Source organism: Methylobacterium durans (assembly GCF_003173715.1).
Taxonomy (GTDB): domain Bacteria; phylum Pseudomonadota; class Alphaproteobacteria; order Rhizobiales; family Beijerinckiaceae; genus Methylobacterium; species Methylobacterium durans.
This window is the reverse complement of record NZ_CP029550.1, coordinates 4,329,728-4,343,412: the sequence shown is the minus strand read 5'-3', so window position 1 is coordinate 4,343,412 and position 13,685 is coordinate 4,329,728. Positions and strand designations below refer to the sequence as shown.

General features: G+C 69.8%; 12 protein-coding genes. 1 reads left to right on the top strand and 11 read right to left on the bottom strand.

The features are described 5' to 3' along the window. Positions 1-48: 48 nt before the first annotated feature. The gene (locus tag DK389_RS19895; protein WP_109892128.1) at positions 49-780 is read right to left on the bottom strand and encodes a ceramidase domain-containing protein; all 732 of its coding nucleotides are present in this window, start codon (positions 778-780) and stop codon (positions 49-51) included. Between the two features lie 92 nt (positions 781-872). Between DK389_RS19895 and xth the strand changes: the two genes are divergently transcribed. Further along, the gene (xth, locus tag DK389_RS19890) at positions 873-1,667 is read left to right on the top strand and encodes an exodeoxyribonuclease III (RefSeq protein ID WP_109892126.1); all 795 of its coding nucleotides are present in this window, start codon (positions 873-875) and stop codon (positions 1,665-1,667) included. A 13-nt stretch (positions 1,668-1,680) separates the two neighbouring features. Here xth and DK389_RS19885 read toward each other — a convergent pair whose 3' ends face one another. From DK389_RS19885 to DK389_RS19840, 10 genes are all read right to left on the bottom strand, one after another. After that, a complete protein-coding gene (locus DK389_RS19885; RefSeq protein WP_109892124.1) occupies positions 1,681-2,625 on the bottom strand; it encodes a tetratricopeptide repeat protein in 945 nt (314 codons plus the stop codon). Further along, positions 2,612-4,342: a dihydroxy-acid dehydratase gene (ilvD, locus tag DK389_RS19880; RefSeq protein WP_109892122.1), complete on the bottom strand. Its 1,731-nt coding sequence runs from the start codon at positions 4,340-4,342 to the stop codon at positions 2,612-2,614. Before ilvD ends, DK389_RS19885 begins: the two co-directional genes overlap by 14 nt. A 399-nt stretch (positions 4,343-4,741) precedes the next feature. Further along, positions 4,742-5,527, bottom strand: coding sequence for an ethanolamine ammonia-lyase subunit EutC (eutC, locus tag DK389_RS19875; protein WP_109892120.1), 786 nt, complete (start codon positions 5,525-5,527; stop codon positions 4,742-4,744). Next, positions 5,524-6,906, bottom strand: a complete 1,383-nt coding sequence (locus tag DK389_RS19870) for an ethanolamine ammonia-lyase subunit EutB (protein ID WP_109892118.1) — start codon at positions 6,904-6,906, stop codon at positions 5,524-5,526. The genes eutC and DK389_RS19870 overlap by 4 nt, the downstream gene beginning before the upstream one ends. 89 nt (positions 6,907-6,995) lie before the next feature. Then, positions 6,996-7,856 (bottom strand): transglutaminase-like domain-containing protein, encoded by an 861-nt coding sequence (locus tag DK389_RS19865; RefSeq protein ID WP_109896624.1) that lies wholly within the window; start codon positions 7,854-7,856, stop codon positions 6,996-6,998. 117 nt (positions 7,857-7,973) lie between these two features. Then, positions 7,974-8,567 carry a LutC/YkgG family protein gene (locus tag DK389_RS19860; protein WP_109892116.1) on the bottom strand — a complete coding sequence of 198 codons (594 nt, stop codon included), beginning with the start codon at positions 8,565-8,567 and terminating at the stop codon, positions 7,974-7,976. Then, positions 8,564-10,174, bottom strand: a complete 1,611-nt coding sequence (locus tag DK389_RS19855) for a lactate utilization protein B (RefSeq protein ID WP_109892114.1) — start codon at positions 10,172-10,174, stop codon at positions 8,564-8,566. The genes DK389_RS19860 and DK389_RS19855 overlap by 4 nt, the downstream gene beginning before the upstream one ends. Then, positions 10,171-10,914: a (Fe-S)-binding protein gene (locus DK389_RS19850; protein ID WP_109892112.1), complete on the bottom strand. Its 744-nt coding sequence runs from the start codon at positions 10,912-10,914 to the stop codon at positions 10,171-10,173. The genes DK389_RS19855 and DK389_RS19850 overlap by 4 nt, the downstream gene beginning before the upstream one ends. A gap of 160 nt (positions 10,915-11,074) precedes the next feature. Continuing rightward, complete coding sequence (gene poxB, locus DK389_RS19845; RefSeq protein ID WP_109892110.1) at positions 11,075-12,808, bottom strand: ubiquinone-dependent pyruvate dehydrogenase; 1,734 nt, start codon at positions 12,806-12,808, stop codon at positions 11,075-11,077. A gap of 87 nt (positions 12,809-12,895) precedes the next feature. Next, positions 12,896-13,495: a cysteine hydrolase family protein gene (locus tag DK389_RS19840; RefSeq protein ID WP_109892108.1), complete on the bottom strand. Its 600-nt coding sequence runs from the start codon at positions 13,493-13,495 to the stop codon at positions 12,896-12,898. Between the last annotated feature and the right edge of the window lie 190 nt (positions 13,496-13,685).

Sequence of the window (13,685 nt, the reverse complement as noted above, 5' to 3'; positions counted from 1 at the left end):
TCTGCAACGATTTCCGGAGGGGCGCAAGGAACGGGCCGCGCCGCGCCGTCACTTCGCGGAAGGCCCCGCCGCGCGGACATGCAGCGCGGCCAGGATCAGCGCGTAGAGCACGCAGGCGTTGAGGAGATGCCAGAGGAAATGAGTGCCCGTCGGTAGGCCCGGGCAGGCCGCCCGGTCGGCGGTGCGGAAGGCGAGCGAGACGAGGAAGAGGGCCGCCACCGCGAGGATCCGCCGCCCCGCCTCGCGGCGCGCGGTGCCGCGGGCGGAGGCGAGGAGCGCGCCGCCGACGCCGATGAGGGCGAGGAGGGCCGGCACGTAGTCGATCGAGCCGTTCGTCGCCGTGCCGAGGTCGCGCTCGGCGATGAGGCTCAAGGTCGGCTCGAGGGCGAAGCTCGCGCCCGCGAAGCAGAGCGTCGCGGTGGTCGCCTGAGCTACGCCGAGGCCGAGGAAGCGGCGCATGGCGAGGAGGAAGTAAGCGTAGATGAACAGCGCGATCGGGATCACGTCCGCGAGCATCGACCAGCGCAGCGCCACGGTGTGGAACAGGAACGATCCGACCCCGACGCAGGCGGCGAGCAGCGAGAGGGCGAGCGCGGCCGGGTCGAAGACCGGGGCCCGCGCCGCGTGTCCGCTCCCGAATCCGTGGACCGCCCGCCAGCCCGCCAGCGCCGCCGCGATCAGGAACGCGGCGTTCGTCGCGGCGTTCAGCGGCTCCGCCCAGAATCCCGGATCCGTGCGCTCGCAATAGGCCCGGACCGGCTCGAACCATTCGCCCGCCATCCGCCCCCCGTCCCGTCCCGATCTCGGTAGCCCGACTTGTCAGGCCGGCGCGAAGGCCCGATGACGGTCGCGCCTCCTCGGGAACGGATTCCATGCGGATCACCACCTGGAACGTCAATTCGATCAAGCAGCGGGTCGGCCATCTCCTCGGCTTCCTCGACGAGGCGAAGCCCGACGTCGTCTGCCTGCAGGAACTGAAGTGCCAGGACGATGCCTTCCCCCGCGCCGAGATCGAGGCGGCCGGCTACGCGGTCGAGGCGCACGGGCAGAAGGCCTATAACGGCGTCGCGCTTCTGGTGCGGGCCCCCTTCACGCTGAGCGACGTGCGCCGCGGTCTGCCCGGCGACCCCGAGGACGAGCAGGCCCGCTACATCGAGGGGCTCGTCACGGGCGAGGACGTCGCGCCCGTCCGGGTGGCCTCGATCTACCTGCCGAACGGCAACCCGGTGGCAAGCCCGAAATACCCCTACAAGCTCGCCTTCCTGGAGCGGCTGCGCCGCCATGCCCGCGGTCTGATGGAGGCGGAGACGGCCCTCGTCCTCGCGGGCGACTACAACGTCATTCCCGATCCCGAGGACGCGGCGGACCCCTCAGCCTGGGCGAGCGACGCCCTGTTCCTGCCCCAGTCCCGCGCCGCCTTCCGGACCCTGCTCGCCGAGGGACTGACCGACGCCCTGCGCGCCTGCGACCCCCGCGACGGGATCTACACGTTCTGGGACTATCAGGCGGGCGCCTGGCCGCGGAATTTCGGCATCCGCATCGACCACCTGCTGCTCTCGCCGCAGGGCGCGGACCGGCTGGTCTCGGCCTCCGTGCAGAAGCACCTGCGGGGCCTCGACAAGCCCTCGGACCACGTGCCCGTGACGGTGGAACTCGCGAACGGGTGAGAGCCGGCGCCGCTCAGCGGCGGCGCCGTCCTATTCCCGAGGTCTGCACCTCGCTCTGGGCCAGGGCGCGGTCATCCTCGTTGGCCGCCGCCCAGTTCTTCTCGTAGAGGGCGACGATCCAGTCGTCCTTGCGCCCCTCCGCACCCTGGCGGGCGAGCGAGAGCCACATCAGGCCGCGCGGCCGCTGCACCGGTACGCCGCCCAGGCCGTTGACGAGGAGGTCGCCAAGGAGCGCCTGCGCCGGCCGGTGGCCCTTCTCGGCCGCGAGGTTGAACCAGCGGGCGGCCTGGCGCGCATCGGCCTCGACGCCGGTGCCTTCGAGGTATAGCCGGGCGAGGTTGTACTGCGCGTTCGGGTCTCCGAAATAGGAGGCCGCGTAGTTGAACATGTCGTAGGCCCGCTCCGGGTTCGCGCGCACGTAGGTGCCCTTGATCCCGTCGAGGAAATAGCTCCCCAAGGCCGTGAAGGCGCTCGCGACCACGCCCGAATTCGGCGCGTCCGGCCCGTCGTCGCTGCTGTCGTCGGCGATGCGCGAGAAGTACTCGAACGCCTTGAGATCGTCGTGGGGCACGCCGTCCCCATCCGCGTACATGCGCCCGAGCTTCCACAGGGCCAGCGCGTGCCCCTGGCCGGCGGCGTATTCGAGGGCGCGGGCGGCGCCCTCCTTGTCGCCGGCATTGTACTCGCGCATGCCGGTGCGCAGGGCGTCCTTGGCCGAGCGATAGCTCTTCTCCGCCACCGGCGTCCGGATCGCGGCGTCGAGGGCCTCGACGGGCGCCGTTCCCGGCAGCGCGAGGATGAACAGCAGGCCCGCCAGCGGGACGGCAGCCGACAGCCCGCCCCCGAACAACCCGCGCGCGAACCGTCGCGCGCGCGCGCGCGAGGCGACCGGCCGATCCGGATCGGCCCCGGCCGGCCGCGGATGCGGCCGGCAAAGGTCAGTCCTAGATGTCCGCATAGGTCTGCGTCTCCTTGGCGCCGCCCGGATGGGTGACGGCGCCGTTGACCGCCGGTCCGACGGTCTGCGCGTATTTCCAGAGATAGCCTGAGGTCGCCGCGTTGCCGCGCGGTGCCCAGGCCTTGCGGCGCTCGGCGAGTTCCGCGTCGGTGAGCGCCACCTCGAGGGTGCCGTTGATGGCGTCGAGGGTGATGACGTCGCCGTCCCTGAGGAGGCCGATCGGGCCGCCGATGGCGGCTTCGGGGCCGACATGGCCGACGCAGAAGCCGCGGGTCGCGCCCGAGAACCGCCCGTCGGTGATGAGCGCGACCTTGTCGCCCATGCCCTGTCCGTAGAGCGCGGCCGTGGTCGAGAGCATCTCGCGCATGCCGGGCCCTCCCTTCGGGCCCTCGTAGCGGATCACGAGGACGTCGCCGGGCTGGTAGGCGCGGGTCTGCACGGCCTCGAAACAGGCCTCCTCGTTGTCGAAGACGCGGGCGGGCCCGGTGAAGACCTGCTTGTCGAGGGGCATGCCCGCGACCTTCACGATCGCACCCTCGGGGGCGAGGTTGCCCTTGAGGCCGACGACGCCGCCGGTCGGAGTGATCGGAGCATTGGCCGGGCGGACGACGTCCTGGTCCGCGTTCCAGCCGACCTTCTCCATGTTCTCGGCCATGGTCCGGCCGGTCACGGTCAGGCAGTCGCCGTGCATGAAGCCGTGGTCGAGCAGGGTCTTCATCAGGAGCGGGATGCCGCCGACCTCGAACAGGTCCTTGGCCACGTAACGGCCGCCAGGCTTCAGGTCCGCGATGTAGGGCGTGCGCCGGAAGATCTCGGCCACGTCGAACAGCGAGAACTCGATGCCGCACTCGTGCGCGATGGCCGGCAGGTGCAGCGCGGCGTTCGTCGAGCCGCCAGAGGCCGCAACCACGGTCGCGGCGTTCTCCAGGGCCTTGCGGGTGACGATGTCACGCGGGCGGATGTTCTTGGCGATCAGCTCCATCACCTTCTCGCCGGCGGCGGCGCAGAACTTGTCGCGGATCTCGTAAGGCGCCGGCGCGCCCGCCGAGTAGGGCAGCGCGAGCCCGATCGCCTCGGAGACGGTCGCCATGGTGTTGGCGGTGAACTGGGCACCGCAGGCCCCGGCCGAGGGGCAGGCTACCTGCTCCAGCTCGTCGAGGTCCTCGAGGCTCATGTCGCCGACGGCGTGCTTGCCGACCGCCTCGAACAGGTCCTGCACGGTGACGGGCTTGCCGCGGAAGGTGCCCGGCAGGATCGAGCCGCCGTAGATGAAGATCGACGGAACGTTGAGCCGCACCATCGCCATCATCATGCCGGGCAGGGATTTGTCGCAGCCGGCGAGGCCCACGAGGGCATCGTAGGAATGGCCGCGGATGGTGAGTTCGACGGAATCGGCGATGACTTCGCGGGAGGGTAGCGACGCTTTCATGCCGCCATGGCCCATGGCGATGCCGTCGGTGACCGTGATGGTGCAGAACTCGCGCGGGGTCCCGTTCGCGGCCGCTACGCCCTTCTTCACCGCCTGGGCCTGGCGCATCAGCGAGATGTTGCAGGGGGCGGCCTCGTTCCAGCAGGAGGCGACGCCGACGAGGGGCTGGTGGATCTGCTCGCGGGTCAGGCCCATCGCGTAGAGGTAGGAGCGGTGCGGCGCCCGCTCGGGCCCCTCCGTGACGTGGCGGCTCGGCAGTTTCGACTTGTCGTTCAAACGCGCGTCCATAACCCGTATCCCGCGACTTGGAATCCCGATCCCGCACCCTCTGCCGAACAACGCTCGACACGGCCTCTCGCACCGCCTCGAAACGAGGCGCGACGGAAGGCTGTCTGCGCTCTCGGAAAGAACTCGGAACGAGACGGTAAATCGTTGTGGGAACTGCCCTTTACCGCCGATCCTGAGGTGGTCTCGGTTTATGGCGGGATCGCGGCGGATGAGGGCGTGTCTCGGGGCAAACTCGGGATGGTTTTACGGTGTTGCGACCCCGCCACAGCCACGCTTCGCGGCGGAGGCCCAGACCTCCATCAGCGGCTCGCGGGCCGCGAACTTTACGGTGCGGGCTCTCTTCCGCCGTCGGGTCAGGAAGCCGGCCCGGCGCCGTTCGCCGCGATGCGCCGAGCGGCGTCAGCGCGCTTCGCCGGGCGGCAATTCCGATGTCTCACCCGTTTCCAGCGCCCGGTCGCTCTCGTCCTTCAGGCTCACGCCGGTCAGGCCGCGGACGAGTGCTTGGCGGAGGAGCCAGCTCAGCCGGAACGCGGCCTCCGCGTGCGTGAGCCCCGCGGCGCGCACGTTCGAGATGCAGTTGCGCTCCGCATCCGAGCGTCCGGGCCGCGGGTCGAAGGTCAGGTAGATCCCGAGGCTGTCCGGGGAGGACAGGCCGGGGCGCTCGCCGATCAGCACCGCGACCGCGCGCGTCCGCAGAGCGGCGCCGATCGCGTCGCCGAGCGCCACCCGGGCCTGTTCCGCAACGATCACCGGCGCGAGGCGCCAGCCCGCCTTCTCCGCGTGGGCGAGGAAGGCGCCGATCAGGCGGGCGGCGTTCTCGTGCACGGCGCGCGCCGAGAGGCCGTCCGCCACGACGAGGGCGAGATCTGCCTGCGCCGCCGCGACGCTGGCCAGAGCCGTCGCCCCCTCCTCCGACAGGCGCCGGCCGTAATCCGGCCTGCGCAGGTAGGTGGCGCGGTCGGGCGCTCGGGAGGCGACCCTGAGGCAATCGAGCCCGAGCGCCGCGATCGCGCCCGCGACGGCGTCGGAATCCATCGGCGTATGGACGGCGTCCCGGGCCTGGGCGTGGGCGAGGCCGAAGCGCAGAACCTCCCGCGTCGGCAGGCCGTTGCCGGCCCGGCCGAGACCGATCCGCGCGGGCGTGAGGGCCGAGAGGCGGCTCCAGACATCGTCCGCCCCGCTCATGCGGCGAGGCCCGGTGCCGCCGCGATGAGGCGCGGCCCTCCGTCGCCGGGCAGCAGCGCTCCGTCCGCGTCCGCGAGCCCGATCCGAGCGAGCCAAGCCTCGAATTCGGGCGCGCGTCGAAGCCCCAGCACCTCGCGCAGGTAGAGGGCATCGTGAAAGGAGGTGGATTGGTAGTTCAGCATCACGTCGTCGGCGCCGGGCACCCCCATGATGTAGGTGCAGCCGGCCGCCCCGAGCAGGGTCAGGAGCGTGTCCATGTCGTCCTGGTCGGCCTCGGCGTGGTTCGTGTAGCAGACGTCGACGCCGAGCGGCACGCCCATCAGCTTGCCGCAGAAATGGTCCTCCAGGCCGGCCCGGATGATCTCCTTGCCGTCGTAGAGGTATTCGGGCCCGATGAAGCCCACCACGGTGTTGACGAGGAGCGGCTCGTAGGCGCGGGCGACCGCATAGGCGCGGGCCTCCAGGGTCTGCTGGTCGATGCCATGATGGGCGTCCGCCGACAGGGCCGAGCCCTGCCCGGTCTCGAAGTACATCACGTTCTGCCCGAGCGTGCCGCGCTTCAGCGCGATCGCCGCCTCCCGCGCCTCCCTCAGCATCGCAAGGGAGACGCCGAAGCTCGCATTGGCGGCTTGCGTGCCCGCGATCGACTGGAACGGGAGGTCGACCGGCCAGCCCCGGTTCATCGCCTCGATCGTCGTTGTGACGTGGGTGAGCACGCACCCTTGCGTCGGGATGTCGAGGCGGCGGATCACGTCGTCGAGGAGGTGCAGGAGCTTGCCCAGCGCGTGCAGCGAATCCGAGGCCGGGTTGATGCCGATCACGGCGTCGCCGCAGCCGAGGCTGAGCCCGTCGAGGATCGAGGCAGTGATGCCGGCCGGATCGTCGGTCGGGTGGTTCGGCTGCAGCCGGACGGCGAGCGTGCCGGGCAGGCCGATCGTGTTGCGGAAGCGGGTGACGACGCGGGCCTTGCGGGCGACCAGGATCAGATCCTGGTTGCGCATGATCTTCGAGACGGCCGCCGCGATCTCCGGCGTGATCGAAGGTGCGATGCGCGTCAGCGTCTCGGGTGGGGCGGCGAGCAGGAACTCGCGGAAATCGCCGACGGTGAGATGCCCGATCTCGGAGAACGCCTGTGCGTCGTGGGTATCGAGGATGAGCCGGGTGACGTCGTCCTGCTCGTAAGCGATCAGCGGGCGGGCGAGGATTTCCGAGAGCGGCACCTCGGCGAGGCACCAGCGGGCGGCCACGCATTCCTCGGCCGATTCTGCGGCGATGCCGGCAAGGCGGTCGCCCGAGCGCGGAGGCGTCGCCTTGGCCATCAGGCTCGCGAGATCGGCGAAGGCCCAGGTCCGCTGCCCGACGACGTGGCGATAGGCCATTGCGCGCAATCTCCTCGGGTCGAGCGCCCATCGTCGAGGATGCGTGCCCGGACGCCGATGTCAAAGGGTCCCGCGATCCTGTGATCCCGTCAGGCCGCGCCCGCGTGCGGGGCGGGCTCCTCCGTCGAGATCGCGTCGACCGTGCGCGGACCGGTTTCCGCCTGCCCGTCCGCGCGGTCGATGCGGATCTCCATGCCGGTCGGCTTCATGGCGCCGTAGGGTGTCGAGAAGGCGATCTCGGCGGCATCCCGGCCGACGCCGATGCGCACGAGGCCGTCGAGATTGGCTTGCCGCGTCGCGTCGAACAGCCACCAGCGCCCGTCGAGATAGGCCTCGAAGACGGCGTGGAAGTCGCACGGCACGAGGCCGTAGGCGTAGCAGGAGACGAAGCGGGCCGGGATGCCGAGAGCCCGGCAGAAGGCAGTGCCGAGATGCGCGAAATCCCGGCAGACGCCCGCGCGGGCGAGCAGGGTCTCGTCGGCGGTGGTCTCCTCGTCGCTGGCGCCCCGCACGTAGGCGATGTGATCATGGATCCAGTTGCAGATCGCGTTCACCCGGCGGTGCCCCTGGGGCAGATCGCCGAACTCGGCCTGGGCGAACGGCGTCAGCCGGTCGGACGAGACGAACCGGCTCGGCAGCAAGAAGGGCAGGATGTCGAGAGGCAGTTCGGCCACCGGCGTCTCGCCGATCGTCTCCGGATCGGCCCGAGTGACGGTGAGATCGACCTCAGCGGCGTATTCGAGCGAGAAGGCGCCGGCCGGCACGTTGACGCCGAGATAGCGATTCCGGACGTCCGGCGCGACGTAGGTCCGCCGCGCCGGATCCGGCGAGAGGACGAGGCTTTCGCTGATGATCCGGAGGCTCTTCAGGCGTGCGACTTCGAGATTGAAGATGAACAGCGTGTCCGAGAGGATCTCGTAGGAGAGGCTGCAGCCCAGGGTGTATCGCACCGGCGGCTCCTTGTCGGGGATGGGCAGGGCGCGGTGCAAGGTCCGCGCCTGCGGGCACGGGCGTCGCCGCCTCTCGAGCTCGCGCGGGTCTCCGCTCCCCCAGGAGGCGGCGCTCGCTCAGCCCCGCGGCATCAGCACCACGGTGAGCGAGCGTACGCCCTGCGCACCGTGGATCAGCACGCCCTCGATGTCGGCAGTGGCCGAGGGGCCGGTGTGGAGCACCGCGTAGGCGGCGCGCGCGAAGTCGGGCCGGCGATAGGCCGCCTGGATGTTGATCAGGATGTCCCGGAGATCGAGCAGCACGATCAGGTGCTGCGCGAGATAGGCCACCGCGTTCACGCGCAATTCGTCCTGTGTGAACAGAACGGAGCCGGTCTCCGCGACGCCGAAAACCGCACGAACCACCGCGACGTCGACGTCGGCGAGGTCGCCCGGGTTCGCCACCTGCGCGAGATCCCGGTTTCCGGCCACCTCGGGCACTGCCGAGGCCACGACCTTGGCCGTCGCGAGGCGCTCGCGCACCGGCGCCAGCGGATCGCCGCCGGGCACGGCCTCGGCGACGCGACCGCCCATGCGCTTCAGGCGGTCCGCGAACTCGGCGACGAGATCCGGGCCCACGAGGGGCTCAAAATCCGGCAGGGGCGGCAGGGCGTAGCTGCCGGCTGGGCGGTTCTGCCGGATCGCTCCGAGGATGGCCTCGCGCGAACTCACGCCTCGCCTCCCGACTTGTCCGTCTTCATGCGATTCTGCCGGTACCAGGCGTGGAAGCTCTGGCGCGGGGTGTGGGGCATCTCGCGGCCCTTCCCCCAGGTGTTGACCGGGTTGTAGACGGCGAAGCGGGGCAGCACGCGGAGCGCCGAATCCGCCGCGCCGATCGCGGCCCTGTAGGCGGCCGGACGGCTCAGTACCTGGCCCGCGGCCTTCATCATGCCCTTCTTGACCAGTGGGATCTCGTGCTCCTCGGCCAGAACCTTTCGCCAGGCGAAGATCTGCTCGTGGATGTTGATCTTGACCGGGCAGACATTGGTGCAGGAGCCGTTCATCGTCGAGGAGAAGGGCAACGTCGAGTATTTCCGCTTGTTGAAGGTCGGGTCGATGATGAGCCCGATCGGTCCCGAATAGGTCGCCCCGTAGGAGAGGCCGCCCGAGCGCCGGTAGACCGGGCAGGTGTTCATGCAGGCCCCGCAGCGGATGCATTTCAGCGAGGTCCAGAACTCCTCCATGCCGAGCCGGGCCGAGCGGCCGTTGTCGACCAGCACCATGTGCATCTCGGTGCCCTTGCGGGGCCCGCGGAAATGCGAGGTGTACTGGGTGATCGGCGAGCCCAGCGCCGAGCGCGAGAGGAGTCGGATGAACACGCCGAGATGCTCGATCCGCGGGATCAGCTTCTCGATGCCGATCGAGTGGATCTGCAGCTTCGGCACGTTGCCGGAGAGATCAGCGTTGCCCTCGTTGGTGCAGGTTACCACCGTGCCGGTCTCGGCGATGGCGAAGTTGCAGCCCGTCATGCCGGCATCGGCCGTGAGGATGTGCGGGCGCGTCGTCTCGCGCTGGCTCTCGGCGAGGTAGTGGATGTCGTCGTTCTCGGGGTCGGTGCCCAGCGTTCGGGCGAAGACCTCGGCGACGTCGAGGCGCGTCTTGTGGACCGCCGGGCAGACGACGTGGCTCGGATCCTCGTTGTCGAGCTGCTGGATGCGCTCGCCGAGATCGGTCTCGATGATCTCGATGCCCTGGGCTGCCATGTAATGGCGGAAGCCGCACTCCTCGGTGAGCATCGACTTCGACTTGATCAGCGTCCGGGCGCCGTGATCCTTCAGGATGGCGTGGACGATGCGGTTGTGCTCCGCCCCGTCCGCCGCCCAATGGACGTGGACGCCGTTGGCCTTGGCGTTGGCCTCGAACTCCTCGAGGTAGCGGTCGAGGTTCGAGAGGGTGTGCGCCTTGATCTGCGAGGCGAGCTCGCGCAGCGCCTCCCATTCGGGGATGCCGTGGGCGACGGTGTCGCGCTTCTTGCGCAGGTCCCACAGACGCTCGTCGTGGGCCTTCAGGTGCAGGGGCGCCGCGATGAAGCGCTCGGCGGCCTCGGCCTGATCGATCGGCCGGTTGCCCTTGACCTTGGCCCCGCGGGGCTGCGGCTCGCGGGTGCGGGCGGCCTTCGGGGCGGCGCTGATCGGCTGGGAGGCGGCTTCCGCGTGCTGGAGGCGGCCGCCATCCTGGCCGCGCTCGCTCTCGTCGGTGGGCTGTCGCACGTCCGGATGGATCAGGCCGCCGCGCTGGCTCGCGCCGTCGTGGACGCGGAGATCGTCTGGCTCGCTCATGCGGCAGCTCCGTTCAGGACCTGGGCGATGTGGATGAACTTAAGCGGCACGCCGAGGCGCTCGGCGCAGCCCTTCTGGTGCATCATGCAGGAGGAATCTGCCGAGACCACGTATTCCGCGCCGGCCCGGGCATGGTCGCTCACCTTGTCGTAGCCCATCTTGGCCGACACGGCGGGCTCGAACACCGAGAAGGTGCCGCCGAAGCCGCAGCACTCGTCCGGCCGCGCGATCTCGACGACCTCCAACCCCTTCACCTTGGCGAGGAGATCCAGCGGCTTCGAGAAGAAGGGCGCGTTGATCTCGCTCGGACGGGCGTGGCCGATGCCGCGCAGCGCATTGCAGTTCGAGTGGTAGCTCACCCTGTGGGGGAACGCGGCCCAGGGAAACGCCTCGACCTTGAGCACGTCGTGCAGGAACTCGACGAGTTCGTAGGTGTTCGCCCGGACGTGCCGGACCTCGTCCGTCTGCGGGATCGCGGTGAGATGGGCGCGGACCTGATGGGCGCAGCTGCCCGAGGGCACGACGATGTGGTCGAAGCCGGAGAAATTCTTCACGAAGAGCGCTTCGGTCGCGGCGGCCTCGGCGTGGCAGCCGGTATTCGTCATCGGCTGACCGCAGCAGGTCTGGTCGTAGGGATAGACGACGTCGAGGCCGAGGCGCTCCAGGAGTTCGAGCGTTGCGATGCCCACCTCTGGCTCGAAGGCATCGACGTAGCACGGCACGAACAATCCGACGCGCATGGGAAGGGCTCATCGCTGTCAGGCGGGCGAATATCGCGCCAGACTGGAACTCTTAAAAGGTCAGGCTGCCGGTCTACGCAGAACCGCGCCGCTCGGCCACCCCAAACCGCCCCAATCGCCTGAGAGGCGGCCCCGTTCGTAACGCCGCGGGCTAGGCCGCTCAGCGGATCAGGTTCGTCTTGGCGAGGTCGAGGACGGAATCGCCCCGTCCGCTCATCACCGCCCGCAGCACGTAGAGGCTGAAGCCCTTGACCTGCTGGCCGTCGATCTTCGGCGGGATCGAGAGTTCCTGGCGGTTGACCACGACGTCGAGGAGCGCCGGGCCGTCATGGGCGAAGACGTCCCGCGCTGCGCCCTCCAACTCGCCCGGGTCCTCGACCCGCAGGGCGTGGATGCCGGCGGCGCGGGCCACGGCCGCGAAATCCGGATTCTCGAGTTCGACGCCTGTCTCGAGATAGCCCGCGGCCTTCATCTCCATCTCGACGAAGCCGAGCGTGCCGTTGTTGAAGACGACGACCTTCACCGGCAGCTTCTCCTGGCGCAGCGTGAGAAGGTCTCCGAGCAGCATCGCGAAGCCGCCGTCGCCGGACAGGGAAACGACCTGCCGCGTCCGGTCCGGGGCCTGCGCGCCGAGCCCCTGTGCCATGGCGTTCGCCATCGAGCCGTGCACCCAGGAGCCGAGGAGCCGGCGGCGTCCGTTCATCCGGAGGTAGCGCGCAGCCCAGATTGTCGGGGTGCCGACATCGGCGGTGAAGATCGCGTCCTCCGCGGCGGCGTCGCTCACCACCTTGGCGAGATATTGCGGGTGGATCGGCTTGCGGCCGGGCCGGCCGGTGGCGAGTTCGTCTAAGCCCTCGCGCGCCTTGGCGTAGTGCTTCAGGCTCGCGTCGAGGTAGCTCCGGTCGCTCTTCACTTGGAGTTTCGGCAGCAGCGCCTCGATCGTCGTCGCGACGTCGCCAACCATTCCGAGATCGAGCTTGCAGCGCCGGCCGAGCTGCTGCGGCCTGAGATCGACCTGCGCCACCTTCGCGTCGGAGGGATAGAATTGCTTGTAGGGGAAGTCGGTGCCGAGCATCAGCAGCATCTCGCAGGCGTGCATCGCCGCGTAGCCCGACGAGAAGCCGATCAGCCCCGTCATGCCGACATCGTAGGGATTGTCGTGCTCGACGAATTCCTTGCCGCCGAGCGCGTGTACGATCGGGCTCTTCAGTGTTTCGGCAAGCCGGAGAAGCTCCGCGTGCGCCCCAGCGCAGCCGCGCCCGCACAGGAGCGTGATGCGCTTCAAACCGTTGAGAAGGTTTGCGAGCGCGTCGAGTTCCGCCTCGGCCGGCCGTACGATGGGCGTCGGCGGGACGAGGCCGCGCACGGGCCCGACCGCGCGGACGGGCGAATCCTTCACCGCGACGTCGCCCGGGATGATGACGACGGCCACGCCTCGCTGGCCGATTGCGGCCCGCAGCGCGTTCTCAAGGACGAAGGGAAGCTGGGCGGGATCCGAGACCGTCTCGCAATAATGCGAGCATTCGCGAAACAGGTGCTTCGGATCCGTTTCCTGGAAATAGCCGGAGCCGATCTCGGGCGACGGGATGTGCGCCGCGATGGCGAGCACCGGCGTGCGCGTCCGATGGCAATCGTAGAGGCCGTTGATCAGGTGGACGTGGCCAGGACCGCAGGAACCGGCGCAGACGGCGAGCCGGCCCGTGATCTGGCTCTCCGCGCCCGCCGCGAACGCTCCGGCCTCCTCATGGCGGACATGGATCCATTCGATCTTGCCGCGGGACCGGATCGCCTCGGTGATCGCGTTGAGGCTGTCGCCGACGACGCCGTAGATGCGGGCGACCCCGATGTCCTGCAGGGTCTCGACGACGAGATCGGCGACGTTGCGGATGGTCATGGTCCGGCTCCCGGCTCGGCACGCGCTCCTGTGCGAACCGCCGAAGCGGGGCCGTGTTCCGCTGCGCCGCGCGACGTGCGCCGGCGCTCAGTCCTTCAGGTCGGCGGCGCGTGGTGCCACGACCGCAAAGAGATCGGCGAGCGCGGCGAGGCTCGCGGCCTGAAGCTGCGCTGCGGGCACGACGCTGCCGTCGGGCGCGGGCAGGTCCCGGGTCGCGGTGGCGGCGGCCACGACGGTCGGGCGGAAGCCGAGATTGAAGGCGCTGCGGGCGGTCGAGTTCACGCACATATGCGTCATGAAGCCGGCCAGCACCACGTCTTTGACGCCGGCCGCTTCGAGCCGTGCCTGAAGATCGGTGCCGACGAACGAGCTCGGGTAGGATTTGGTGTTCACGGGCTCATCGCCCTGCGGTGCCACCTCGTCGCTGATCTGGCCGATCGGCGCCGTGACGTCGTAGGGCGAGCCCGGCCCTGCATCGTGGCGGACATGCAGGACCGGGATGCCCGCCGCCCGGGCTCGGTCCAGGAGCCCCCTCGCCTCACGGATCGCCTCCTCGACGCCCGCGAGCCGCATCACCCCCTCGCGATAGGTGTTCTGAAGGTCGATCATCACGAGGGCCGAGCCCGTGAGGGCGGCGGGGCTCGGGCTGAGCCCCGAGAGATCGCGCAACGTCGTCAGATCGGTCATGTGGAGCGCCTCCCGAGCGGTTCTTCGGGACCGATGAGGAGCCCGCTTTCGGCCCGCTCGTCAATGTGACCTTGGTCTGCCGCGTTGACCTCCTGGCAATGCCGCGACGTCCCGCGCCGTGACCGGCTCGCCCGAACGCTCGCCGTCTTCGAGGGCCGACCGACATCGTGGCCCCCGGGCTGGACGACGC

Excerpts from the sequence above, each read along its gene's own strand:
- poxB (WP_109892110.1), bottom strand. The coding sequence starts at position 12,808 with ATGACCATCCGCAACGTCGCCGATCTCGTCGTCGAGACCCTGCAGGAC.
- DK389_RS19870 (WP_109892118.1), bottom strand. The coding sequence starts at position 6,906 with ATGGCCTATCGCCACGTCGTCGGGCAGCGGACCTGGGCCTTCGCCGAT.
- DK389_RS19855 (WP_109892114.1), bottom strand. The coding sequence starts at position 10,174 with ATGAGCGAGCCAGACGATCTCCGCGTCCACGACGGCGCGAGCCAGCGC.
- DK389_RS19850 (WP_109892112.1), bottom strand. The coding sequence starts at position 10,914 with ATGCGCGTCGGATTGTTCGTGCCGTGCTACGTCGATGCCTTCGAGCCA.
- ilvD (WP_109892122.1), bottom strand. The coding sequence starts at position 4,342 with ATGGACGCGCGTTTGAACGACAAGTCGAAACTGCCGAGCCGCCACGTC.
- DK389_RS19885 (WP_109892124.1), bottom strand. The coding sequence starts at position 2,625 with ATGCGGACATCTAGGACTGACCTTTGCCGGCCGCATCCGCGGCCGGCC.
- DK389_RS19895 (WP_109892128.1), bottom strand. The coding sequence starts at position 780 with ATGGCGGGCGAATGGTTCGAGCCGGTCCGGGCCTATTGCGAGCGCACG.
- DK389_RS19840 (WP_109892108.1), bottom strand. The coding sequence starts at position 13,495 with ATGACCGATCTGACGACGTTGCGCGATCTCTCGGGGCTCAGCCCGAGC.
- xth (WP_109892126.1), top strand. The coding sequence starts at position 873 with ATGCGGATCACCACCTGGAACGTCAATTCGATCAAGCAGCGGGTCGGC.
- eutC (WP_109892120.1), bottom strand. The coding sequence starts at position 5,527 with ATGAGCGGGGCGGACGATGTCTGGAGCCGCCTCTCGGCCCTCACGCCC.